The sequence below is a fragment of the Saccharibacillus sp. O23 genome (assembly GCF_002205895.1).
In the GTDB taxonomy this organism is placed as follows: domain Bacteria; phylum Bacillota; class Bacilli; order Paenibacillales; family Paenibacillaceae; genus Saccharibacillus.
Map to the genome: position 1 here is coordinate 136,885 of NZ_NJDE01000014.1, position 25,029 is coordinate 161,913.

The 25,029-nt window shown below is 58.6% G+C and carries 18 protein-coding genes; 12 read left to right on the forward strand and 6 right to left on the reverse strand.

Annotation, left to right across the window (positions count from 1 at the left end):
• Position 1 precedes the first annotated feature (1 nt).
• From CDO73_RS17675 to CDO73_RS17695, 5 genes are all read left to right on the forward strand, one after another.
• Entirely contained in the window at positions 2 to 988 is a 987-nt protein-coding gene (locus CDO73_RS17675) for an ABC transporter permease (RefSeq protein ID WP_088489854.1), read from the forward strand.
• A 17-nt stretch (positions 989 to 1,005) separates the two neighbouring features.
• Positions 1,006 to 1,893, forward strand: coding sequence for a carbohydrate ABC transporter permease (locus tag CDO73_RS17680; RefSeq protein WP_088489855.1), 888 nt, complete (start codon positions 1,006 to 1,008; stop codon positions 1,891 to 1,893).
• 57 nt (positions 1,894 to 1,950) lie between these two features.
• Positions 1,951 to 3,468 carry an ABC transporter substrate-binding protein gene (locus CDO73_RS17685; RefSeq protein ID WP_088489856.1) on the forward strand — a complete coding sequence of 506 codons (1,518 nt, stop codon included), beginning with the start codon at positions 1,951 to 1,953 and terminating at the stop codon, positions 3,466 to 3,468.
• A 132-nt stretch (positions 3,469 to 3,600) separates the two neighbouring features.
• On the forward strand, positions 3,601 to 7,641 hold the full coding sequence (locus CDO73_RS17690; protein ID WP_088489857.1) for an Ig-like domain-containing protein: 4,041 nt from the start codon (positions 3,601 to 3,603) through the stop codon (positions 7,639 to 7,641).
• Positions 7,642 to 7,767: 126 nt separating this feature from the next.
• On the forward strand, positions 7,768 to 12,009 hold the full coding sequence (locus CDO73_RS17695; protein WP_088489858.1) for a glycoside hydrolase family 2 protein: 4,242 nt from the start codon (positions 7,768 to 7,770) through the stop codon (positions 12,007 to 12,009).
• Positions 12,010 to 12,223: 214 nt separating this feature from the next.
• Here the strand turns inward: CDO73_RS17695 and CDO73_RS17700 are convergent, their stop codons facing one another.
• The 3 genes from CDO73_RS17700 to CDO73_RS17710 all read right to left on the reverse strand — a co-directional run bounded on the left by CDO73_RS17700 (position 12,224) and on the right by CDO73_RS17710 (position 15,726).
• A complete protein-coding gene (locus CDO73_RS17700) occupies positions 12,224 to 13,141 on the reverse strand; it encodes a helix-turn-helix transcriptional regulator (RefSeq protein WP_088489859.1) in 918 nt (305 codons plus the stop codon).
• A gap of 63 nt (positions 13,142 to 13,204) precedes the next feature.
• Positions 13,205 to 14,344 (reverse strand): glycoside hydrolase family 88 protein, encoded by a 1,140-nt coding sequence (locus tag CDO73_RS17705; RefSeq protein WP_088489860.1) that lies wholly within the window; start codon positions 14,342 to 14,344, stop codon positions 13,205 to 13,207.
• Between the two features lie 335 nt (positions 14,345 to 14,679).
• Entirely contained in the window at positions 14,680 to 15,726 is a 1,047-nt protein-coding gene (locus tag CDO73_RS17710) for an LLM class flavin-dependent oxidoreductase (protein ID WP_088489861.1), read from the reverse strand.
• 245 nt (positions 15,727 to 15,971) lie between these two features.
• On the opposite strand from CDO73_RS17710, the gene CDO73_RS17715 reads away from it, so the two are divergent.
• Positions 15,972 to 17,402: a serine hydrolase domain-containing protein gene (locus tag CDO73_RS17715; protein ID WP_179218737.1), complete on the forward strand. Its 1,431-nt coding sequence runs from the start codon at positions 15,972 to 15,974 to the stop codon at positions 17,400 to 17,402.
• 194 nt (positions 17,403 to 17,596) lie between these two features.
• Here the strand turns inward: CDO73_RS17715 and CDO73_RS17720 are convergent, their stop codons facing one another.
• The gene (locus CDO73_RS17720; protein ID WP_088489863.1) at positions 17,597 to 18,475 is read right to left on the reverse strand and encodes an SDR family oxidoreductase; all 879 of its coding nucleotides are present in this window, start codon (positions 18,473 to 18,475) and stop codon (positions 17,597 to 17,599) included.
• Positions 18,476 to 18,607: 132 nt separating this feature from the next.
• On the opposite strand from CDO73_RS17720, the gene CDO73_RS17725 reads away from it, so the two are divergent.
• The 3 genes from CDO73_RS17725 to CDO73_RS17735 all read left to right on the forward strand — a co-directional run bounded on the left by CDO73_RS17725 (position 18,608) and on the right by CDO73_RS17735 (position 21,210).
• A complete protein-coding gene (locus CDO73_RS17725; protein ID WP_088489864.1) occupies positions 18,608 to 19,594 on the forward strand; it encodes a helix-turn-helix transcriptional regulator in 987 nt (328 codons plus the stop codon).
• A gap of 10 nt (positions 19,595 to 19,604) precedes the next feature.
• Positions 19,605 to 20,105: a Crp/Fnr family transcriptional regulator gene (locus CDO73_RS17730; RefSeq protein ID WP_179218738.1), complete on the forward strand. Its 501-nt coding sequence runs from the start codon at positions 19,605 to 19,607 to the stop codon at positions 20,103 to 20,105.
• Positions 20,106 to 20,508: 403 nt separating this feature from the next.
• Positions 20,509 to 21,210: a YitT family protein gene (locus CDO73_RS17735; RefSeq protein WP_088489866.1), complete on the forward strand. Its 702-nt coding sequence runs from the start codon at positions 20,509 to 20,511 to the stop codon at positions 21,208 to 21,210.
• A 134-nt stretch (positions 21,211 to 21,344) separates the two neighbouring features.
• Here the strand turns inward: CDO73_RS17735 and CDO73_RS17740 are convergent, their stop codons facing one another.
• The gene (locus CDO73_RS17740; RefSeq protein WP_088489867.1) at positions 21,345 to 21,530 is read right to left on the reverse strand and encodes a DUF2188 domain-containing protein; all 186 of its coding nucleotides are present in this window, start codon (positions 21,528 to 21,530) and stop codon (positions 21,345 to 21,347) included.
• A 201-nt stretch (positions 21,531 to 21,731) separates the two neighbouring features.
• On the opposite strand from CDO73_RS17740, the gene CDO73_RS17745 reads away from it, so the two are divergent.
• Positions 21,732 to 22,271, forward strand: coding sequence for an NADPH-dependent FMN reductase (locus CDO73_RS17745; protein WP_088489868.1), 540 nt, complete (start codon positions 21,732 to 21,734; stop codon positions 22,269 to 22,271).
• A gap of 87 nt (positions 22,272 to 22,358) precedes the next feature.
• Here the strand turns inward: CDO73_RS17745 and msrA are convergent, their stop codons facing one another.
• A complete protein-coding gene (gene msrA / locus CDO73_RS17750; protein WP_088489869.1) occupies positions 22,359 to 23,333 on the reverse strand; it encodes a peptide-methionine (S)-S-oxide reductase MsrA in 975 nt (324 codons plus the stop codon).
• A gap of 277 nt (positions 23,334 to 23,610) precedes the next feature.
• On the opposite strand from msrA, the gene CDO73_RS17755 reads away from it, so the two are divergent.
• The gene (locus CDO73_RS17755) at positions 23,611 to 24,570 is read left to right on the forward strand and encodes a Gfo/Idh/MocA family protein (RefSeq protein ID WP_088489870.1); all 960 of its coding nucleotides are present in this window, start codon (positions 23,611 to 23,613) and stop codon (positions 24,568 to 24,570) included.
• 153 nt (positions 24,571 to 24,723) lie between these two features.
• Positions 24,724 to 24,978 (forward strand): hypothetical protein, encoded by a 255-nt coding sequence (locus CDO73_RS17760; RefSeq protein WP_256972749.1) that lies wholly within the window; start codon positions 24,724 to 24,726, stop codon positions 24,976 to 24,978.
• Positions 24,979 to 25,029: the final 51 nt, after the last annotated feature.

Consider the following 25,029-nt stretch of genomic DNA (forward strand, 5'->3'; position numbering starts at 1 on the left):
TATGTCGGACAAAGTATCGCTTGCCGCAAAAGCCCCTTCGGATACGCAAGGGAATACGCGGCGGCGCAAATCGTGGCTTGGGCGGGAGATGCGGCATTTTCGCAACAATAAAGAATTGTTCCTGCTGTCGCTGCCGGGCATCCTGTACAAATTGATCTTCGCTTACATTCCGATGGTCGGCGTGATTATCGCATTCAAGAATTACAGGTACGATCTGGGCATCTTCGGCAGCAAATGGGTAGGGTTCGACAATTTCCGTTATTTATTCTCGACGGACACCGCTTGGCGGATCACGCGCAATACCGTCCTTTATAACGTCGCTTATATTCTCGTCACGCTGGTCGCGGCGCTTCTGTTGGCCGTGCTGCTCAACGAGGTCAAAGCCAAATGGAGCCGCTTCTATCAGACCGCGCTGTTCCTGCCGCACTTCTTGTCGTGGGTGCTGGTCGGCTATATCGCTTACGCTTTCCTGAATCACGCCGACGGCTTCATCAACCGGACGCTCATGGCGATGGGCTTCGATCCGGTGAGCTGGTACCAGAACGCGGGAGCTTGGCCGTTCATTCTGGTCATCGTGCATCTATGGAAAGTCATCGGGTTCAATACGCTGATCTACTTCGCCGGCATCATGGGCATCAACAGCGAATATTACGAAGCGGCGAAGATCGACGGGGCGACCAAGTCGCAGATGGCGCTTAAGATCACCATCCCGCTGCTCAGCCCGCTCATCGTCATCCTGCTCATCTTGTCGATCGGCAGCATGTTCCGCGGCGACTTCGGTCTGCATTACTTCATCCCGAACAACTCCGGCTTCTTGTACGGTTCGACGGATATCATCGATACGTACGTATACCGGGCGCTTCGCGAAGTAGGCAACGTCGGCATGTCGGCGGCAACCGGCTTGTATCAATCCATCGTGGGCTTGATTCTGGTCTTGTCGGCCAACGCGATCGTCAAGAAAATCAACCCCGACCATTCCCTTTGGTAGGAGACAGGAGGAACATCATGGCCGTACGCAAATTCGAATTTTCCAAGATCGCCATCAATGTCATGTTCACCGTGTTATCGTTAATCGTGATCCTGCCGTTCCTGCTCGTTATCGCGGTCTCGTTGACCGACGAAGAATCGATCACGAAGAACGGTTATCAATTCATTCCGGATCATATCAGCTTCGACGCTTACCGCTATCTGCTGGATTCGCCGGACGTTCTGGTGCGGGCTTACGGTGTGACGATCACCATCACGGTGGTCGGCGCGGCGCTCGGGCTGCTGCTCACCGCGATGACCGCTTACGTGATCTCGCGGCCCGATTACCGCTATAACCGGGTCACCACGTTCTACGTCTTTTTCACGATGCTGTTCAGCGGCGGTCTGGTTCCGACTTACATCCTGATCACCCAATACCTGCATCTCAAAGACAGCCTGCTCGCGCTCATTCTGCCGATCCTGCTGTCGCCGTTCAACATCATGGTCATGAAAGGGTTCATGTCGAAGATTCCGCTGGAGATCATCGAATCGGCGAAGATCGACGGAGCGCGGGAATTCCGGATCTTTTTCCGGATCGTGCTGCCGCTCTCGCTCCCGGCGCTCGCTACGCTGGGCCTGCTGATCTCGTTTACCTATTGGAACGACTGGTTCAACGCGATGCTCTATATCGACGATCCGAGCAAGGTTCCGCTTCAGCTTCTGCTCGTGCGAACGCTCAACAGCATCGAATTCTTGACCACCAATTCGGAATTCACCCAGACGCTCGGCATCGATCTGACTTCGTTCCCGAACAACTCGGCACGGATGGCGATCGCGGTGTTGGCCGGCGGCCCGATGCTCGTGATCTTCCCGTTCTTCCAACGTTTCTTCGTCAAGGGGCTTACGGTCGGTTCCCTCAAGGGCTGATCGAGACATAGAACACATGCCTTTCCATTTCAAGACAATAATCGGGAGGTCGTACACATGGGAAAAAGAATGAGTAAATGGCTCGGGCTGATCGGCGCGATCGGACTGACAGGTTCGCTGCTCGCCGGATGCGGCGGGAACGCGGGCGGCGGAAACAGCAGCGCGGCTTCGGGAGAAACGGACGAAAACGGGCTCAAGCCCGTGACGTTGACTTGGTATTATCCGCTCTCGCAGCTTCAGCCCGATCAAGAGAAAGTGCAGGCGGCCGTCAACAAGATCACGCAGGAGAAGATCAACGCGACGATCAAGCTGACTCCGGTGCCGATCGGCGATTACGTGCAGAAGATGAACACGGTGCTGGCCGCCGGCGAGAAATTCGATATCCTCTGGACCGGATACATGCTCAAACCGGAAGAACTGGTGCGCAAAGGCGCGATTCAACCGATGACCGCGCTGCTTGACCAATACGCGCCGGAACTCAAAAAAGACGTGCCGCAGGTGATGTGGGACGGCCTGTCGGTCGACGGGGAAATCTACGGCATTCCGAACCAGCAGATCAACGGTTCGCGTTACGGCTTCATCATTCAGAAACGACTGCTCGACAAGTACAAATTCGACGCCGCTTCAATCAAGAAAGTCGAAGACATCGAACCGCTGTACGCCGATATCGTCAAAGGCGATCCGGACATCATTCCTTACGGAAACTTCGGCGGCAACTTCGATTTCAACGCGCAGATGTACGGCAAAGGATACTGGACGGTGCCGGGGCTGGACGAACACTTTTACATCAAAAAAGACGATCCTACTTACCAGCTTCAGCGCTATCCGGAAGACGAGCTGGACATCTACCGCCTCATGAACAAATGGTACGACGCCGGCTATCTGTACAAAGACGCCGCAACGGCGAAAAATACCGACTTCATGGCCAAAGGCCAGATCGGTTCCGAATTCCACACGGTATTGAAACCGGGTCTGGAAGCGGAAGTGAAAGTCAAAAACGGCGGCAACGACGTCGTGCTGGCGCCGCTCAGCGGCTGGTTCTCCAACGGCTATTCCGCGACGACCAACCAATCCCTCAGCCGCACGTCGGAGAATCCGGAACGGGCCATGATGTTCCTCAATCTGGTCAACACGGACAAAGAACTGTACAACCTGCTGTGCAACGGCATCGAAGGCGAGCACTACAAGAAACTGGAAGGCGATTATATCGAAGCTCTGCCGGATTCCCGTTACCGCCCGAATATGGACTGGGTTTTCGGAAGCGTATTCAATTCGTACCTGAAAGAAGGACAACCGGAAAACGTCTGGGAAGAAACGAAGAAGATCAACGAAAGCGCGGAAGTCAATCCGGTCGGCGCGTTCAAATTCAACTCCGAACCGGTCAGCACGGAGATCGCCAACCTGAACGCGGTCTGGGACGAATACAAACGCGGCATTCTCACCGGTACGCTGAATTTCGACGAAACGTGGCCGGGATTCTACAACAAACTGAAAGAAGCGGGCGAAGACCGTTACGTGGAGGAGGTGACGAAGCAGTTCGACCAGTTCTTGCAGGACAAGGGCCTGAAGAAATAAGACAAGCGACGTCCGATCCCGAAGATGAAGATCCCAATCGAAGCATGAGCATTTGACCGAAAAAAAGCGGCTTTCTCCGGGCGCGAGCCTCGGGGAAAGCCGCTATACTTCAAGCCGAGAGGAAGAGATCGAATGGGGAAGAAGGGTCTGTTGGCGGTTCTGGCTGCCGGTTTGTTGTTGACGATGACTCCGGTAAGTCCTGCCGTTAACACCGCCGCCGCGGAAGAAACGACGGCCGCGCCGGGCAAAACCTTTTATGTAGCGACAAATGGAAGCGATACCAATTCCGGCACGGAGCAAGCTCCGTTCCAAACGCTCGAAAAAGCGCGCAGCGCGATCCGGGAACTGAAAAGCGGCGCAGGCCTGCCGGCCGGCGGCGTAGCCGTTTATCTTCGGGAAGGGCGATACGAGAGGCCGCTGAGCTTCGATCTGAAAGAGCAGGATTCGGGCGAAGCGGGGAAGCCGATCGTCTATGCGGCTTATCCGAACGAAGAGGTCGTGTTATCCGGTTCGCATAAGCTAAGCAAAAGCGATTTCGGCGCGGTGACCGATCCCGCGATCTTGAATCGTATCATCAGCCCGGAAGCGCGGACCGAAGTGCAGGTCGCCGATCTGCAAGCGCTCGGTATCACGGATTACGGCGTGCAGAGTCGTCACGGTTATTATCTGGCGAACGATCTCAGTCAGGTGCCGCCGATGGAACTGTACGTCAACGGGCAGGGCATGACGCTGGCGCGCTGGCCGAACGAAGGCACGGTGCAGATGGACACGATCGTCGACGCCGGTCCGACGCGCAAAGAGAAAGACCAATTGGCGCTTCGAGGCGGCACCTTCTCTTATACTTACGACCGTCCGCAGTATTGGACGCAGGCGAACGATATCTGGCTGGACGGCATCTTCGGACACAGTTGGGAATGGTCGTACAACAAGATCCAGTCGATCGATACGCAGGCCAAGACCATTACGCTGCGTTACGGCGAGATGAGCGGACTGCTCATGAACGGCACGTATCCCGATTTCCATTTCGCGCAGAACCTGCTCGAAGAGATCGACATGCCGGGCGAATATTATATCGATCGGCAGGCGGGCAAGCTGTATTTCCTGCCGAACGCCGAGTTCGAGCAGAGCACGCCCGATATCGAAGTCACGATGCTCAAGACGCCGATGATCAACGCATTGAACGCTTCGTATATCGACTTCTCGGGACTCGTGCTCGAGAACGGACGCGATTCCGCCGCCGTGCTGATGGGCGGAGACCATATGCGCATCCTCGACAGCGAGATCCGCAACTTCTCCAACAGCGGCGTGCTCGTCAATACGCAGAGCCGATTCTATTACGATACGTTCACCGGCGGTCCCGGGCACGACAACGCGATCGCGAATACGCATATCCACCATATCGGCGGCACGGCCGTCACGTTGGTGGGCGGCGATCCGGCCACGCTGGAACCGGGCAACAATATCGTGCAGAATTCGCATATCCACGACTTTGCTTATTATCACAAAGCCTATAACCCCGGCGTCATGATGGCCGGCGTCGGCAACAAGATGATCGGCAACGAACTGCATGACGCGCCCCATCCGGGCGTGCTCGTATTCGGCAACGATCACCTGATCGAATACAACGAGATCTACGACGTGTGCAAGAACTTCTCCGATCTCGGCGCGATCTACATGAACGCCGGAGAAACGCCGCAGCAGCGGGGCACGGTCATTCGCCGCAACTACTTCCACAACATCGGGGAGAAAAAAGCGGGCGTGCAGGGCATCTACCCGGACAACTTCACGATGGGACTCAAGATCGAAGAGAACGTGTTCTACAAGATGGGCAACTCCGCCATTTTGAACAACGGCGGGTCGCATATCCAGACGAAAAACAATATTTTCGTGGACAGCAAAGTCCCGTACGAGTATTCCGAACAGTTCCTCGGCGACAAGCCGGAAGGTCAGATCGCGAAGAACTACATGCCGAAATGGCAGGCGTTGTTCGCGGCCAACAACAATTTCGTGGGTACGCCTTACCTGGCCAAGTATCCGGAATTGGCGGATTTCTTTACGGAAAATCGCTACTATCCCGATACGAATACGCTGAACGGAAATCTGATCTACAATCCGACGATAGCGCGGAGCAGTCTGGTGAACGCGAACGGTGCCAAAGACACGCTGAACCTTGTGCAGTACGCGAACAACTGGATCGCGTCGCAAGACCCGGGGTTCGTCGATCTCGCCGGCGGCGACTTGTCGCTTGCGCCTAACGCGGCCGTGTTCGCGCAGATCCCGAACTTCCCGGATATTCCGTTCGACCAGATGGGAACGAGCGGCCAAGTCGGCACGGGATTGGACCCGGCCGTGCGACCGGTCACGCAGGTCGTCGCTTATGACGCCGCGCTTACGCTCGGCCGCTGGAAAACGGCGAAGCTGCACGCGACCGTGCTGCCGTGGAACGCCGACGATACGAAGCTGACGTACGTATCGGCGAATCCCGAGATCGCGTCGGTGGACGAAGCCGGCGTCGTGACCGGAGGCAAAACGATCGGACAGACGACGATCACGATCTCTTCCGCGAGCCAGCCGCAGTTGAGCGCGACCGTTCCGGTCACGGTGGAAGACAGCGACGGCATCATTCACTATACCGATTTCGAGACCGGGCGGAACGGCTGGGCCAAAGACGCTTACCGGCCGGTCGATATCATCGACGGCAATCATTGGTATCGGGTGAAGAACGGCGTGACCGCGATGAGCCCGATCACGCTTACGGACTACGAGCTGACGTTCAAACTCAAGACGCCGGAAGTGCTGGCCGACGCGATGACGCTGTACGTCTTCGATAAGCAGTCCGGAAGCACCTCCACGCGGATCGGTTACAAGGCGCGTGCGGACGGCACGTCTTCTTGGCTGCTGTACGATACGGCTTGGGGCGTGAAAAAAGAAGAAAAGCTGCCGACGCACGATCTGCAGCCCGATACGGAATACACGGTCAAAGTGCGCGTGAAAGGCGGAGACGTCACCGTTTACGTGGACGGCGCGTTCCGCTTGAAAGGTACCGATCCGCTGCACAATCCGCAGGGTACGGTCGGCTTCTACGTCAGCGGCGCGACCCATCTCTGGTTCGACGATATCCGATTCAAAGCGCTCGAATCGGATAACGGTCTCGCGGGCATCGTGCCGGCTTCGCGTTCGGCCCGCGTCTCGCCGGGCGAGCAGCAGACGCTGAACGTGACGTTCGATCCGGTCGATACGACCGACACCGCGGCGACTTGGACCTCCGCCGATCCGACTATCGCCGAGGTGGACGCTTCCGGCGTGATTACAGGCGTCGCCGAAGGACAGACGACGGTGACGGTCGCGTCGGCGACCGATCCGCAGATCCGCGCCGAGATCGCGGTGACCGTCTCGAATATCATGCACGAGACGAATTTCGAAAACGGCGGCAACGGCTGGCCGGTCGATCCGAATCGGAGCATCGCCGCCGATGCGGACGGCAACCATCGGTATAAGATTCTGAACGGCGCGACGGCGCTGCTCAATCGGGAATTCACCGATTACGAGCTGGCCTTCAAGCTCAAGACGCCGGCCGAACTTCCGGCGGGCGGAGGCACGCTCTATATTTTCGACCGCCAAGACGCTTCGGGTTCGACCCGAATCGGCTACAAAGCCAAAGCCGACGGCACGTCCGCTTGGATTCTGTACAACACGGCTTGGCAGCCGATTCTCCAGAACGCGCTGCCGAATCTCGATTTGCAGGCGAATACGGAGTACGACGTCAAAGTCACGGTCATCGGCGGCAGCATCGCGGTCGACGTGAACGGCGTCAACAAGCTGACCGGAACGGCACCGAATTATCGGCCTTCGGGCAAAGTCGGCTTCTATGTCAGCGGCTTCTCGCATCTGCTCTTCGACAACGTCGTCTTCTCCGTGCCGACCGGCGGAACCGCCGGTACGGCAGGCCGAATGATGCCGGAGAACGAAGCCGAATTCGATCCCGAGATTCCGGCCGACGTACCGTCCGATATACCGGACGAAATCTCGGAAGAAACTCCGGCAGCGGGCGAAGGAAGCGAGACTCCGGTTAGTCCGGGCGAAGAAGAAGGCACGCCGGCCGATCCGTCCGACGTTCCGGACCAGAACGGGACGCCTGTCGTGCCGGACGTTCCGGCAGACGCGCAGGGCTGAGAAGTCGCAAACGGATAAACAACGAAACAAGAAACGAAACGAACAGGACCGCCGACGGACAATCGTTCGTCGGCGGTCTGTTTGGCGGAGAATGGCCGACAGGAAACAGGAGGAAGGAGCATACAGATGCGGGAGATATACAGCTTGAACGGAGAATGGGATTTCATGCCCTTCTACGACGATCCGATACGTCGGCGGCTGCCGGAACGGGAGGTCTACGAAAAGCGGAAAGTGCGGGTGCCTTCCAGTTGGCGGATCAGTTATCCGCAGCCGAACGGCAACACGTTCGGCCGGATTCCCGAATACGGGTACGCGCCGTACGATCTGCACGATTATCCGCCGGAATGGGACCGGGCCGAAGCGGGCGTGCTGCGCCGGACGTTCCGCGTGCCCGAGCAAATGCAGGGACAGCGGATCGTGCTGCGGCTGGACGGCATCATGCAGAAAGCGGCGATCTATCTCGATCGGCAGGAGATCGCGGTGTGGGAAGACGGATATCTGCCGCTGCGAATCGATCTGGGTTCGATGGTCCGTCCCGGCGAAGAACACGAACTTCATGTCGTCTGCGGCGGATTCGACCGGACGACGCTCGATAACGGAACATCCAAGCTGACCGGGCTGATGGGCTCTTGGTACGGACGGATCGCGCGGGGAATCTGGCAGGACGTTTATCTGGAGAGCTACCCGACGGCCGCGCTCGAAAATGCGGGAATCCGCACGTCGGTGCGGCAGGGGAAATTGGAAGCGGAAGTGCTGGTCGGAACGTCGGGGAACGATCTCGACGCCGACGGCCTTGCCGCTCTGACCGTACGGCTGACGATCCGGGAAAAAGGCGTGCGGGCAGAAACGGAGAGCTGCGACGACGGCTCGCCGAAGCTGGATCATTCGGAAACGGGTACGACCGTCATGACCTGCGAACGGCCGCTTCGGCCTGCCGATCCCGACAAGACGCTGCCGCTTCGTCTATGCGAAGACGAGAATCAGGGAACGGTCTGCCGCGCCGATTGGACGTTGAACTGGGAAGACGCCGAACTGTGGTCGCCGGATTCGCCGTTCTTGTACGAAGCCGAGTTCGAACTGCTGGACGGCGAACGGACGGTCGACCGCCTGTTCGAGGCTTTCGGTTTCCGCGAATTTTGGTGCGAAGGACCGAATTTCGTGCTGAACGGCATTCCGATCAATCTGCGCGGGGATTCGTGGCATTTTCAAGGGGAGATTCAGCAGACGGACGATTATGTTCGTACATGGTACCGCATGTGCCGCGAGGTCGGCGTCAACGTCGTTCGGCTGCATGCCGAACCGCATCCGGTCAACTATCTGCGGATCGCCGACGAAGAAGGCATGCTGATCGTGGACGAGACGGCCATCTACGGTTCGAGCAGCGTCATGAAAGCGGACCATCCCGATTATCTGGAAGCCTGCTTGAAACACGTGCGCCGTCTGGCGCGCCGGGACCGCAACCATCCGTCGATCGTCATGTGGAGCGTGCAGAACGAGATGCGTTGGGTGGTCGGGCGCGACGGCTTCAAGCCGCATATTCCGATCCTGATGGACGCGATCCGTGCGCTGGACCCGACCCGGCCGATTCTGGCCGAAGGCGATAATCGTCTGCTGCCTCCGGAACATACGGAAGTCGAAAGCCGCCATTACAACATCGACGGCACGATCGACCAATGGGACCGCAGCGTGCCGCTTACTTTCGGCGAGCACGGAGGTTGGTGGTACATCTGTCCGCAGAACAGCAGTCCTTATATCGGACTTCGCGCGTACCGGGGAACGGACGAGAGCACGGAGGGGCTTGCGCTCGGCGAACGTTTGTTTATCGAGTACGCCAGACGCAGCGGCGTGGCGAGCATCTCGACGTTCAATTTCGCCCATTACTTCATGCGGGCGATGCCGGAAGAAGACGTTCGGCTGACGAGTCCGGGCGGCGGATCGGCCGATACGGAAAGCGCGGACGAAGCGTCGGATCAAGCAGGGACTCCGGGCGTGCGGCCGGACAAGATCCCGGCGTATTCGCTGACGCTCAACAACGGGCTTCTGCCGAAGGAATATCCGGCTTACCGGCCGAATCCGGCTTTTGCGATCCTGCAAGAAGCTTTCCGGCCCGTCACGATAATCGCGGCGGAATACGACCGCTGCTTCTACGACAACGAAAGGATCTCGCGCAGTTTCGACGTCTATAACGATACGCTGCAAGCGCGCCGGGTGCGGATCGATTGGACGATCCGGCAGGGCGAAGAGACGCTCCGCGAAGAGTCGGTCCGATTCGTGCAGCAGCCGGCCGAGCGTCGGCCGGTCGCCTTGAATTGGATGCCGCTGACCGCAGCGGCGGGCGGCGAAACGACGCTGAGCGCCGTCTTGTCGCACGACGAACAGCGCGTGCACCGGTTCGAATGGACGTACCGCATCGTCTCGGCGGACGCCAAACGAACGCCGGTCGAGCTCGGCCGACCGGCCGCTTATTGGGGCCGGGACGCCGAATACGAGAGGATTCGGCGTCTGGTTCCGGCCTGCGAGCGGACGCGGGCGGAACGAATTGCGTCTTTGCCGGGCGGAACGCTGCTGATCGTCGGCAGCCATTTGTCCGATCCGGGCGGCGAGGTTGAAGCGGCGCTGGCGGGCTTTGTCGACCGGGGAGGACGTCTGCTGCTGCTGGAGCAGAGTCAGTGGGCGCCCGGAGGATTGGTGCTGTCGCGCCGGCCGTTCCTGCGGGCGCACGGCGGAGATTACGGCCATCCGGCGCTGGAAGGCTTAGGCGACGACGATCTGATGTTCTGGCATGAGGAACTGCGCGAGCAGGGACCGCTGCCGATCATTCGAGCGGCGTACGAGAAGCCGGTCTCCGGCGACTTGACGCTGCTGCTGGAATGCGGGGCCGGCGACTTCGGCGACGGAGGCGACCTGTGGTCCCCGCTGCTGGAATACCGCAGCGGCCAAGGCCTGCTCCTCGCCAATCAGCTGGAGCTGATGGCCAATCTGGAGCAGGTCCCGCAGGCCGCGCTGCTGCTGCGCGGCCTTCTGGCCTACGCCGGCCGGATCGAGGCCGGCGCAGATCTTGCAGGCGCGGCTTCCGCCGCCGCGCCTCGGGAAGCCGCCGTCTTCGCGGCGGACGGCGGCCCGGCCGCAGCTTTCCTCGCGAAGCTGCGGCTCCGCGCCGCGACGCGCGAAGCCGCGGCGCTGCCGGCGGGCGCGGCGCCGGCTTCCGCGCCGACGAATCCGGCGCGGGAACCTTTCGGCTTCGGCCTCTTGGTGGCCGAAGCGGCAGCCCTTGAGGCGCCCGGGACGCTCGAAGACGTCCGGCGCCATGCCGAAGCCGGCGGACGCGTGCTCGTCCTGCCGGCGGAGCCGGGCGCGCAGCAGCAGGCGCTCGCCCGGCTGCTGGGCCGCCCCGTCTCGATCGAAGCGCACGAGACGTACGAACTCGAAGCGGTAAGTTCCGCCGCTGCCGTGCGCGGCTTCAGTCCGGTGGATCTGTTCGGCTTCGACAAGCCGTTCTTGTCGCCGCGCGATACCGTCAATCGCCCGCTCGCGGCGTATCGGATCGAGGCCGAAGGCGCGGACGTTCTTTGCCGCAGCATCGAAGGCACGGCGTGGAAAGACTTTTTCGTGCATGAACAGACCGCCGAATACAGCCGTCTGGCGCTGGTCGAACTGAATCGCAAGAACGCCCGGAAACCCGGGGATTTCGTAATCGAAGTTCCGCTCGGCGAAGGTTCGGTCGTCTGCTCGCAGCTTCTTCCCGATCCTTCCAGCGACAAAGCGCTTCGTCTCTACGCGCGCATGCTCGCCAATCTGGGCGCGTCGCTGGACGACGGCCTGCTGCAAGCCGCGGACGAAAAGGCCAAATGGGCGGTCGAGACCGTGATGGCGCTGCCTTGCGCGCCGCATATCGATTACGAGACGATGAAAGCTTATTATATCGATCCCGAGTTCTCGCTGAACAATCTGGGCGAAGGCTTGTACGGCTGGATGAAAAAGCGGGAACGTCGCCGCGAAGACGGCATGCTGACGATTCTCGCCGAAGGCGAAGAACCGTGGTTCCTCAGCGTCTTTGTCGAAGTTCCGGAAGGAGAACAAGTTCGGAAAAACGCTTCGGCCGACGAATGCGGATTGCCGGCGGTACGCGCGGGCCGGCTCGCTTTGCGTACCCGCGGCGTGCAGGAATTCGAGCTGTACCTTAACGGCGAAAAAGTTCCGCGTCCCGAACGGGCGTTGACGCTGCGAACCGGTCTGAACCGGCTGATCGCCGTCGTGCGCGGAACCCGCGGGCCTCTTGAAGTCGGTCTGAACCTTTTGCACGAAAACGGACGGCCGATGAAAGATCTTGCGTACCGTTTGACGTTGGACGAGGTAGAACCGAAATGATCGGGATCCTCGCTAGGTCGAAAGCGGGAGATCCGGCAATAAGCCCGCAATAAACTCGCAATAACCGAAAAAAAGCCGCCGAACGCGCAATTTCGCGTTTTCGGCGGCTTTTCGGCGTGCGAGACAGCAGAAGCGCGGAACAAGCACGACGGCCGCTGCTCTTCCGTACATTTGAAGACACGCCCTAAACGCCGACAGACCCGAATACTCCCTATCAGCGGATGCTGCTCCGATATTCTTCCGGCGTCATTCCTTTGATTCGGCGGAACATCTGGCTGAAATACGAAGGCGACAGACCGCCGATCTCGGCCGCGATCCGGCGGACCGGCCGATCGGTGTTGGCCAGCAGCACGCAAGCTTCGCGCACGCGGCGGCGGATCAGATAATCCGTCAGCGTGATGCCCGCATAAGCTTTGAACACGTGCGAGACGTGGTAAGGCGACAAATGCAGCTCGTCCGCCAGACGCTCCAAACGGAACGGTTCTTTGTAATGGCGATCCAGCCAACGCTCGATCTTCTCTCCGTGCTGTTCGCCGCGAAGGCGAGGCTCCGGCGAATCCGCCTTGATCGTCGCCTGCTGCTGCATGGCGCGCAGCAGGCGAAGCAGCAGCAGCCCGGCCTGCTCTTCGGCGTGTTCGTCCGGCCCGACTCCGCTCAGCGTCAGTACGCCGCTTAATTCTTCCAAAATGCCGGGAACATCGGTCTGCCGCATGTCGTAGAACACCTGCTGCGCCGCTCCGTGCCGATGCAGACTGCGGAAAAAGGCGGACAGCGACGGAAACGGAGCCAGATAAACGTCGAGCCTTTCGGGATCGAACGTCAGATTGGTCCGGATATACGAACGGCCCGGCGCGGCAGGCACGGCTACCCGGTGAAGCTGATACGGCTGGAAGCAGACGAGCATATGGTCGCGGATCGGATAGACGCGGTTCTCCGCCATGATTTCTCCGCTTCCGCTGTAGATGTACAGCATTTCGATCCCGCGATGCGCATGGAACCAATGGGCTTCTTTATCTTCGTAACGGTAATTGTACACGAGCGAGTCCGAATCCGGCGCGGTTATCCGGCGAGGCGCTTCGTTCGCCCGCTTCGCGCCGATCGCCCGTTCCTTTCGAGTCGTCTGTTCCGGCATAGTCTCCGCCTCCGTTCTACCGGATCGAGTTGAGTCCAGTATACGGGGGCTCAAGACCGGAAATCAACGTTCGTACCAGTATCCGGGCGTTCCTTGATGCAGACGCATCAGCGCTTCGAGGAAGAAATAATCGCCCCAGATCATGAAGTCGTCCGGAGAAGAACCGCCTCTGACCGAATACGATCCGTGACGCAGCAGACCTTCTTCGTTGTCCGCGCCCGCCGTGAAATAATCGTCCGCGAGCAGCGAACGGACGGCGGATCGCGCCGACTGTTCGAGCGAATCGCGCGCCGGATAAGAATCGGGCAGAAGGGAGAGCAGTTCGAATACGCCGCAGGCGAAGATCGCCGAAGCGGAGCTGTCGCGAGGCGTTCCGGGCTGCTGCGGCGCATCGAAGTCCCAATAAGCGACGCCGTCTTCCGGCAGCCGCTCGGCGAAATGCCGCGCCATCCGTTCGGACGCTTCCAAGAACCGCGGATCGCCGAAATTGCGGTAGGCCAGCGCGAATCCGTATACGCCCCAAGCTTGTCCGCGCGTCCAAGTCGAACCGTCCCGATAGCCTTGATGCGTGCCGCCGCGCAGCGCGTCGCCCGTTTGCTGATCGAAGTAGAACGTATGGTAAGAAGAATCGTCGCCGCGCACGAGAAAACGCAGACTCTTCTCCGCATGGATGCGCGCGCATTCCGCATACCGTTCGTCTCCGGTCTGCCGCGTCGCCCAGCAGAGCAGAGGGAGGTTCATCAAACAGTCGATGATCATCCGTCCGCCGTTCTCCGGATCGCCTTCGGGTCCCCAAGCTTGGAAAATGCCCAGCGACGGACGCCAGCGGCGCATCAGCGCATCGGCGGCGCGCAGAGCGACCCGGCGGGCTTCCTCGCTGCCGTCTACCGTCCAACGGGCTTGGGCGGACAGCGAATACAGGAAGCCGATATCGTGATGGTCCAAAGCCTGATTCGCGTCGAGCCGGCGTTCCAGCAGGTCGGTAGCGCGAACGGCCGCTTCGTGCAGCTTCGAATCTCCGCCGTATTCGTAACCGAGCCACAACATCCCCGCCCAGAATCCTTCCGTCCAGTCGGTCGAATCGGTCAGATGATATTTCCCGTCGCCTCGGCTGACATGCGGGAACTTTTCTGTACCGGCGTAAAGGTCGACGTTTCGGCGCACCGTATTCAATGCTTGTTCGATCGCGCTTTGAATCTCCATTCTATCCCTCCGTTGTGAATAGGTTTGTCTTATCTACAGCATAACGCCGCATTGATGGAGGTTTGTTGTGGACTGCTGTCGCTATGTTGCGGAAATAGGATCGGTCTTCGAAAATACGAATCCGCGAACGGAGCAAGGGGGAGCGCCCGATGCATGCTCAAAACAAAAAAGACCTCTTTCGCCGCTCGATCGCGGCGGAAGAGGTCTTGCGTTTGAACGAATATCGGCCGTCGGCGGATTCGGATCTCGGCCGACCGGCATTCCCGAGCGCCGATTCGTCGTCATGCGGCCGACCGTCCGGAAAACGGACCCGGAAAGCGGAAACGAAATCCGTTTTACGAACGGACTTCGTCTTTTTCGGCAGGAGCTGTTTCGGCACGGTCCAGACCGAAAGCTTCGGCAACGAGCCGAATCGATTTCAATCGGGCGTCGAAGTCGTGGATCGACGAGACGATCATCAATTCGTCGGTCCGGTATTCGTCGGCGAGTTCCAACAGCCGGGATTTGACGAGGTCCGGCGTGCCGACGACCCGATAAGCGCGGGTAGCCGCGATCTGCTCGCGATCGTAAGGCGTGTACGGATAATCCTGCGCCGTCTGAACGGACGGGAGATAAGGCAGTTCCATGCCTTTGTACATGGCGAGGAAGAACAGGTCGGAACTGGACGCGAGCCGTTCCGCTTCTTCCTGCGTGTCCGCGCAGACGACGGTGATCGCCGCCAGCGATTTCGGCGTCGGCGACATCAGCGACGGTTCGAACGTTTCGTGATACAAGTTCGTCGCTTCTTTGCCGCCCGGCGTGCCGAAGAACTGCGCGAACGCGTACGAAGCGCCCGTCTGCGCCGCCAGACGCGCCGTGCCGCCGCTCGAACCGAGCAGCCACAATTCGGGTTTCGTATCGACCGAAGGCGACACGCTCAGTCCCGCGAAGCGATGGTCGCCCGGAACCGCGTCGTTCAGATAAGCGATCAAGTCGATGATCTGCTGCGGGTAAGGGTCCGTGCCGTGATAATGGCCTTCTTGCAGCGCGCGGGTCGACAAAGGCCGTCCGCCCGGAGCGCGTCCTACGCCGAGATCGATCCGGTTCGGGTACAAAGCTTCGAGCAGCCGGAAGTTCTCCGCCACTTTATAAGCGCTGTAGTGAGGCAGCATGATGCCGCCGGAACCCAAGCGAATGCGCGAAGTGCGGGAAGCCAGATGCGCGATCAGGACTTCGGGGCTGGAATGGGCCAGCGCTTTGGAACTATGGTGTTCGGATACCCAGAAACGGCTGTAGCCGAGTTTGTCGGCTTCGATCGCGAGTTTTGTCGTCGCTTGCAGCGCTTCTTTAGGACCGGAGCCTTCCGTGATGGTCGATTGATCGAGCATGCCGAGTTTAAGCATATCTATTTCCCCTCTCGAAGCGTCATGTCCGTAGAGCGATGACGCCGATTAAACGAATATGAAATGAACGTATTAAGCATATCAGATTCGTAAATAAACGTCAAAAGAATACTTACTATATAAAATATAGTTATATTCGAACACAACTATTTCCTGCCCGAAAGGGTATACTTACGTAGACACCGGGCATGACCCGCGCCAAACAATCGACAACAGAGAGATCCGCAGGGAGGGCTTATCGAAAAATGATCACCGGAAACAAAAAAAGATTCGGACGCATCTGGCTGAGCACGGGGCTGGCATTCGCGATCGCCGCCGGAACGGTTCCGGCTTACGCCGCGGAAGCTGCCGTTCCGGCAGCCGCCGGCACGTCCGTTACCGCGCAAATCGACGGACAACCGGCACAATGGGGAAGCAGCGTCTACACGTACCGTTCTCTAACCTACGTGCCCGTGCGCGAAGGCGCCGTATCGCTCGGAGCCGAAGTCAAATGGGACAAAACGCGCCGCGCCGCCGTCGTGAAATCGAACGGCGACGAGCTGCTGTACCGGCCGGGAGCGGATACCGTTTCCGTCAACGGGTTCGAGCTGCGCATGCCGGGAACGACCCGTTACGTAAACGGAATCTTGACCGTGCCTTTGCGCGGATTGACGGAGCCGCTCAAAGCGGACATCGGCATCGCTTCCGCAAACGGAACGTCGAATCTGTCGCTCAGCACGGATCGCGAGACGCTGGTGCGTCCGAATCTGCAATCCGTGGACGATTATTTGAAAAAAGAAGGGTTCTCCGGTAACGCGCTGGTCGCCAAAGACGGCGAAGTGCTGATGCGCAAAAGTTACGGACTCGCTTCGGATACGACGCTGCTTCGGCCGACCGATCCGATGCGTTTGGGATCGCTGACCAAAGCGTTCACCGCCGCCTCGATTCTTCAGTTGGAGGAAGAAGGCAAACTCAGCACCGACGATCCGCTCTCGAAATTCATTCCGGATTATCCGCGAGGAGACGAGATCAAGCTGTCGATGCTGCTGTCGCATACGTCGGGCATCGCGCTGAATTTTAAACGCGAAGAAGGCATCCCGCTGGCCGACACGGTCGCGGAGATCAAAGCCAGCGCGCTCAAGTTCGAACCGGGCACGAGTTATAAGTACAGCAACAGCGGTTACGTGCTGTTGGCGTACATCATCGAACAGACTTCCGGCATGAGTTATCCGGATTACATTCGCACCCGCATCATGGAGCCGCTGGGCATGGATCATAGCGGAACGGCGACGCGCGATACGAAGGTGTCCCGAGGTTACGAATACGACTGGCAGGAGAAAGCTTGGCGGGCGGTCGATTATTATTTCTTTTCGCCTTCCGGCACGGGCAGTCTCTATTCGACGCTCGACGATATGTTGACTTGGTCGCAAGCTCTGAGTTCCGGCAAACTATTGTCGCAAGAAACGATGGATCGCATGTATACGCCTAACCGCTTCACGCAATACGCGTATGCTTGGGCGGTCGACGGCGAAGGCGACGATAAAGTCGCTTACCATAACGGCGGCGGCGACGGATACACGACCGGCATCCGACGCGGGTTGAACGACGGGACCGTCGTGATCCTGCTGGGCAACTACGGAGGTCTGGATACCAACAAGATGACCGCCGATATCCGCAAGCTCGCTTTCGGCAAATAAGGGGGAACGGGCGCCGGTTCCAAGCGTCTTCGTATCTCGAAAGGTCATCGCGGCAAAAAAAAGGATCGTTCGCCTAGTGGCGGACGATCCTTTTTTGTTTTGGAACGGTTCGGACCTCGCATGCTGTTCGATCACGATGCGGGATTGACGGCGCATGATCCCCGTTTTTCAATCGGGCCACGCCCGCCGTTCGCTCACAAGCCTTGCGATTCCGCGTAGCGTCCCCAATGCGGCCTTGCTCCGTCGGCGTCGACGAAGCCGTAACGATCCGACAGTTCCCACGAACTCAATGCTCGGCCCGTAAACGTCATGACTTCCGGATCGGCCGCGAGCCGCGCCGCCGCTTGACCGACGTAAGCCGGCGTCTCCGAAGCGATAAAATGCGGTTCGATCTTCGCGCCGTCCCGCCAATTCTGCTCCGTTACGCCGAAAAGGTCCAGCATGGCTTCGGAACGCAGAAATCCGGGAGTCAGCGCGATCGCCGCGATCTCGTGCGGACGGAGCTCTTCCGCCATCGCCGCCGCCAGATGAATGCCGGAGACTTTCGCCAAACTGTAAAAGACGTTGCCCCGGAACTTATAATCGACGCCGTCCGTGATCTCCAGCACCAAGCCGCCGGGACGCTCCAGCATCAGAGGAAGCAGCGTATGCGAGGTAATCAGATGCGTATGCACCGCGCGGCGCTGAATCAACAGCCCGTCTTCGAGCGAATGCTCCCACAGCTTTTGTCCCCATTTCGTCAGATCGTCTCCGCCCCAGATGTCGTTGACCAGAATGTCCAACCCGCCGTGCTCAGTTCGAATGGTCTCCGCTAAATGCCTGACCTGTTCGAGGTCGGAGTGGTCCGTACGGATCGCCGAAGCGGTACCGCCGCGCGCTTCGATCAGCTCCGCCGTTTCTTCGAGCGTTTCCCGGCGATTCAGGTCCGATGCCTGTTCTCTCGTGGTGCGACCGGTCGCGTAGACATGAGCGCCGAGCGCTCCCAATTCGACCGCGATTCCTCTTCCCGCGCCTCTTGTCGCTCCCGCGACCAGCGCGATCTTGCCTGTCAACGGTTTGTCGGTTGCCGGCATGAATGCCACCTCTTCGTTAGGTTGTCGGGGAACGAGCGATCCGCGGATTCGCCGTTGCCCGCATTTCGAATATAAGCGATAATAGATGACAACCTTTGTCTTATTTGAAAAAGAAAAAAGGAGGCGCTCTGTATGAGAGGCGATCGTCTGCTGAAAATCGTGCTTCTGCTGCAAAGCCGGGGCAGAATGTCGACGCGCGAACTGGCGGAGGAGCTGGAAGTGACCGCCCGAACCGTCAGCCGGGATCTGGAAGCGCTCGGGCAATCGGGCATTCCGATCGTCGCTTATCGGGGACGGTTCGGCGGGTGGAGCCTGATGGAAGGATACCGAAGCGGCCTGACCGGCATGACGCCGGACGAGACCGCCGCGCTGCTGCTTCGCGCTTCTTCCGGTCCGCTTGACGACGTCGGATTGGGCGTTCATTACGAGACGGCGCTTCAGAAGCTTCGGGCGGCGTATCCCGAACCGGAACGCCGAACGGCCGAGTTCGTCCGCCGCCGTCTGCTGATCGACGAATCCGACTGGAACGGAAGCCGCAGCGGCGTTCCGGAAGCGCTGTCGGTCTGTCAGGAAGCGATCTGGGCCGAGAAGCGCTTGCTGTTCGAATACGCGAAGCAACCCGGCGGGACACGGCGGGTACGCAGCGTCGAACCGTTAGGATTGGTCGTCAAGCAGGGAGTGTGGTATTTGGCGGCGCAAGACGGCGAGACCGTCAAGACGTTCCGCGTTTCGAAAATGGAAGCCGCTCGGGCATCGGACGATTTTTTCCGTTATCCCGAGTCGTTCGAGCTCTCCGCTTATTGGGCGGAATTCGTACGGACGTTTCCGGCTCATCTGCCGCGTTACGAAACGGAACTGACGGCGAACGAAGAAGCGCTGCGCGCGCTGCGCGAAGAACGCTTCGCGCATATTCGGCGATGCGAACGGATATCGGACGGCGAGTATGCGGTCCGGGCCGATCTGGAAACGCCGGAATTCGCGCAGCGTTTCGTTCTCGGTCTGGGAACGTCGGTCCGAGTGCTCGAACCGGCGGAGTTGGCTTCGGCAGTCGCCGAACAAGCGAGCCGCGTCACCGAGCGGTACCGGGCCGAAGCGGGCATGAACGAACATCGAAAATAGGGGGATACGCATGATTTTGCATAAAGGAGAAATCTTGTTCCGGCAGGGCGACGAAGGCAAATATTTGTACCGCGTACACAGCGGCTTGTTCAAGGTCACCCGCCTGCACGAGAACGGAAACATGATCTTGTTCAACGTGTTCTATGCCGGAGAAGTCGTGCCGCACCACTCGCTGATCAGTCCCAAAGAAACGCACGGCACCGCTACGGCGCTCGTACGAAGCGAAGTGGAGCCGATCTTGGCGGCGGATTGGTACAAAACGCTCGCGGAAGATTCCCAAAAAGCGCTGGAGATCGCTTTGCTTCTTCAAGAAAAAGTCCGTTTCATGCAGCAGCGCATCGACCATCTGACGGCAGGCACGCCGAGCGAGCGGCTTCAGCTGCTTCGGCATTGGATGAGTACTTATACGTACGGGCAGCCGCTGACCGATCTGTTGACGCAGGAAGAAATCGGCCAATTGATCGGACTGCGGCGGGAGACGGTCAATCGCCTGCTTCGCGCTTCGAAATAGCGTTTCGGATGAAAAATTTACACAAAAAATCGTTATTTTTTACATTTTTCAACCCTTCGTCGAGCTTATCCGGTCGAATGAAGGGTTGTTTTGTGGTATAATGGTTTAGAAAAGTGGAGCTGCCGGGTAAGTAAATCTCAGGCTAGCCTCACTATACAACCACAGAAAGGATCAGGATACCATGAGTCCCCGAAGGAGTATTCCCCAAAGGACAATCTGGAAACGTTACGATCTCTCCTATACTTAGCGCCTTTCGTAGAAAGTTTGTCGCACCATTTCCGATGACAAACGCTGCGAAAGGAAGGGAACATCCATGCGAAGGATGAACGCCTCGCGGTTTTCCCCTCTGGCTCGCAGTTTATTGTCGTTCTGACAAATACTACGAGAACGAGGAGAATATCGTATGAAGGCAAAAGGGAAAAGGATGAAGCGGTCCGCGCAGGCGGCCGCGATCTTAACAGGCACGTTCGTTATGGCATTCGCGTATTACCACATTAATTTTCAGAACCATCTTTCGGAAGGCGGGTTCGTCGGAATCTCGCTGCTCGGCGAGTACGCGTTCGGGTTATCGCCCGCGCTGACGATTCTGCTGCTGGACATCCCGTTCATGCTGCTGTTCGCCCTCAAAAAAGGGTGGAGAAACATGGGACCGGCCGTATTGGCCGCCGGTTCGTTTACGGTGTTCTACGCCGTGATCGAGCATTTCTCCGTACTGAACTTCGATCTGCACGGACAGCTCTGGCTGGCCGCTCTGCTGTCGGGTCTGTTGACCGGCATCGGCGGAGGCTTGGTGCTTCGCTGCGGCGGAGCGACGGGAGGCGACGATTGCGCGGCGATCTGGCTGCACGAGAAAACGGGGCTTAAGATCGGTACGGTGTTCATCTTGATGGACGCGTCGGTCTTGATGCTGTCGCTGTTCTATCTGCCGCTGGCCGAGACGCTGTATACGGTAGCCGCCGTCTGCATCGGAGGCAAAGTCATCACATGGACCGTGGAACCGCAGATTCTGCGCCGCGGATTGGCTTCGATCCCGCACATGTTTGCATCGTCCAAGCGTCATGCGACTCCGGTTGCGCCCGAAGTGAAAGGTTTGAATAGAGTGTAAAGATAGAGGGCCGCAGGGGAAGGCCCGAAGCCGCAAACTTCCCCGTCCGTTTCAATAAAAAACCGTTCCGATTTTCTCCCGCGATGGAGAAAGCCGAAACGGTTTTTTTGTCGGTTCGCGAAACTCTTCGTCGATTATTTGCCGCCGTGTTCCGGATGGTTTTCGTCCCATTCTTCCGCTTTCGAAGTCGCGATCGCAATCGCGCGCCCTTCTTCGTAGCCTTCGTCGAGCAGCGCGTTGGCGATCTCGATCGCTTTGTCGCGCACGCGTTCGTCCAGATTTTTCATCGATTGCGGGTAATCTTTTTTGTTCCAAGGCATCGGGGGTTCCTCCTGTCGAAAAGATAAATGGCGCAACGGTCATGTGTATGTTCTAACCGTTTGCGCGCAGGATCAATCAATATCGACATCGGATTTGTTTTCAGCAACTTTCAGACAAAGAATGTTCAAATTTAAAAGGACCTGCTATGATAACAAACATGGTTCTCAAATCGAATAAGAAAAGCGGAAGGAGCTTGTTCCATGAAAGTGACATTGATTGCCGGAAGCAACCGCGCGCAGGCCAGCAGCACGCAGTTGACTCATTATATCGCCAAGCTGCTCGAAGAACAGGGATACGAAACCGAGGTCTTCAGCCTGCACGAACATCAACTGCCGATGTACGGTCCGGGCGAAGCTTACGGACACGAAGAAGTGCTGAAGCTTTCCCAGAGCGTCAAATCGGCGCAGGCCGTCGTCTTGGCGACGCCGGAATACCACTCTTCGATCTCGGGCGTGCTCAAGAACGCGCTCGATTTCCTGAACAGCGAATATTTCGAAGGCAAGCCGGTGCTGTCCGCGAGTTCGGCGGGAGGAGCAGTCGGCGTTTCTTCGCTGGGCGCCCTGCAAGCGATCGTGCGCAATCTGCACGGCCTGAACTGCCCGGAATGGATCTCGATCGGCGGCGATCAGCGCAAGTTCGACGACAACGGCGAACCGGCCGATCAAGCGACCGAGCTTCGCATTCGCAAAGCCGTCGATACGTTCGTGCATCTGATCGAACGCATTCATGTCCGCGCTTGATTTTCGCGAATAAGCAAAACCCCCGATTTCCGCTTTGCGGCGGAAGTCGGGGGTTTCTTTTCGAACGCGGTTCATTCAGCAGCGGAATTACGATTGCGCGAACATCGCGCGGTATTCGCCGTAGCCTTCTTCTTCGAGCTTCTCGGCCGGAACGAAACGCAGCGCCGCGGAATTGATGCAGTAGCGCAGGCCGTCCGGTCCCGGTCCGTCGTCGAAGACGTGGCCCAGATGCGAGTCGGCTTCTTTGCTGCGCACTTCGGTACGGATCATGAAGTGGCTGAGATCGACTTTCTCTTTGACGTGATAATCGCGGATCGGACGGGTGAAGCTCGGCCAGCCGCAGCCGGAATCGTATTTGTCGAGGGAACTGAACAGCGGTTCGCCCGATACGATATCGACGTAGATGCCTTCGCCGTGATGATCCCAGAACTCGTTGTGGAAAGCCGGTTCCGTTCCGTTATTTTGCGTGACGTTGAACTGCATATCGCTCAACCGTTGTTTCAGCTCGTTTTTGTCGAAAGACTTTTTCCAGTGGTTTTCGATAAACGCTTCGCGTCCGGACGCTTTTTTGTAACGGTTGTAGTGCGCGGGATTTTTCTTGTGATAGTCCTGATGGTAGTCTTCGGCTTCGTAGAACGTTTCGGCCGGGCGGATCGGCGTCACGATCGGCTTATCGAAACGTCCGCTCTCTCCGAGCGCTTTCTTGGAAGCTTCGGCTTTGATGCGCTGTTCTTCGGTATGATAGAAGATCGCCGTGCCGTAAGACGAACCGCGATCGTGGAATTGTCCGCCCGCGTCGGTCGGGTCGATCTGCTGCCAGAACAGCTCCAGCAGTTTCTCGTAAGGGAACAGTTCCGGATTATACGTAATCTGGACGGCTTCCACGTGGCCCGTGGTTTCGGAACAAACTTCTTTGTAAGTCGGATTTTCCGTATGTCCGCCAGTGTAGCCCGAGACGACCTTGACGATGCCCGGCAGATCTTCGAACGGGGTGACCATGCACCAGAAGCAGCCTCCCGCAAACGTTGCTTTTTCGATCATGGAAGATGGATAATCGGCCATGTTAGTGATCCCTCCGTTGGTTTTATTTGAATCGATTATTTGATGCACAATTTAATGGAACATATACTTTAAATTATAAACTTTTTCGGCCGATGTGCAAGTGTCCCGCTTTCTTGGCTGCCGAGGCTCTTCACAGCTAGATACACGTTATGACGGCAGTCGAATCAGCGCGAAAAGCGTTTTGCCAACCGGAACCGCGCCGGGTATACTCAAAAAGGGAACGGCGTCGGGCAAAAGATCGCCCGCCGAACGAAAGCGAACGAAGCGGAGGAACAAGATGGAAACGAAAGCGGATCGAGGAGCAAGCAAACGGAGAAAACGCGTCGCTCTGGTCGGAATCGGAGGCATCGCGGAGAAAGTGTACCTGCCGCTGCTCGCCGGACATGCGGATGCGCAAATCGCGGGAATCGTCAGCCGCAGCGAAGCTCGAATCCGGACGACGGCGGAGCGGTACCGGATTCCGAACGCGTCGACGAAGATCGGCGATCTGGCGAATTGGGATCTGGACGCCGTCTTCGTGCACAGCGCCACGGAATCCCATTCCGCCATCGTTCTGAGCTGCCTCGAAGCCGACCTGCCGGTCTATGTGGACAAGCCGTTGTCGACGGAGCTCGCGGAGAGCCGCGCGATGGCGGCCGCGGCGGAAGCCCGAGGCCTGCTGCTCGCCGTAGGGTTCAACCGCCGGTTCGCGCCGCTGTACAGGCAAGCCAAACAGTGGATCGAAGAAGCCGGCGAACTCGCGCAGGTCCATGCGGCCAAGCATCGCATCGCTCTTCATAACCGGCCGGCGCGCGATACGGTCTACGACGATTTGATTCATATGCTCGATCTGCTGTTCTGGCTGAGCGGAGGGAAAGGGCGAGCGCTGTCGGGCGTGCTGGATACGGACGCCGAAGGCCGGATGCTTCAGGCGTTCGGCACGCTGCGGTTCGGCGGCGGAATCGGCAGTTACGGCATGGCGCGTTCGGCCGGCCGCGACTTCGAACGCTTGGAGCTGCACGGCGCGGGCCGCACGGCGGTCGTGGAGGATCTGGAGCGCGCTTCGTTCGCCGAAGCCGGCGGCCGGCCGCAGGAACGCGGTTTCGGCAGTTGGGATACCGTGCTGCGGCGGCGCGGTTTCGAAGGCGTCGTGCAGCATTTTCTGGACACGCTGGATACGCCCGAGCTCTGCGAAGTACGGGCCGATCGGGTGCTCGGATCGCACGAATGGGCGGAACGGGCCGCGAAGTCTTTTTGACGGGAAAATCAAACAGGGAGGTTCGTCATCATGAACGATTACGACGAGAACCGGGACGTCGATTACGAGCGCTACGACAGCGCCGAAGGACGCCGGGAGATCGAGAAAGAAACGCAGGAGAAGATCGTGCAGGTCTATCGGCAGGAAGAGGATATGATGATTCTCGTCTATGCCCAGTGGTGCATCAACAACGATCTGGATCCGGTCGAGCTCTACGGCCGAGCGTATCCCGAGCAGATCGCGAACGAGCGTCTTGCGCGGGTGATGGAATTGACCGTATCCAAAGAAGAAGCCGGCGATATCACGGACGATACGCTGCTCGGCGTGCTCACGATGTTCGGCAACGAAGATCTGGGCATGGTCGTGTCCGAAGCGATCGAGCAGCGCGAGCGCGACAAGCGGAAGTAACCGCCTGCCGGAATATGCTTGTTCGTTTTGGCGGCAAACAGCCCGCGAACC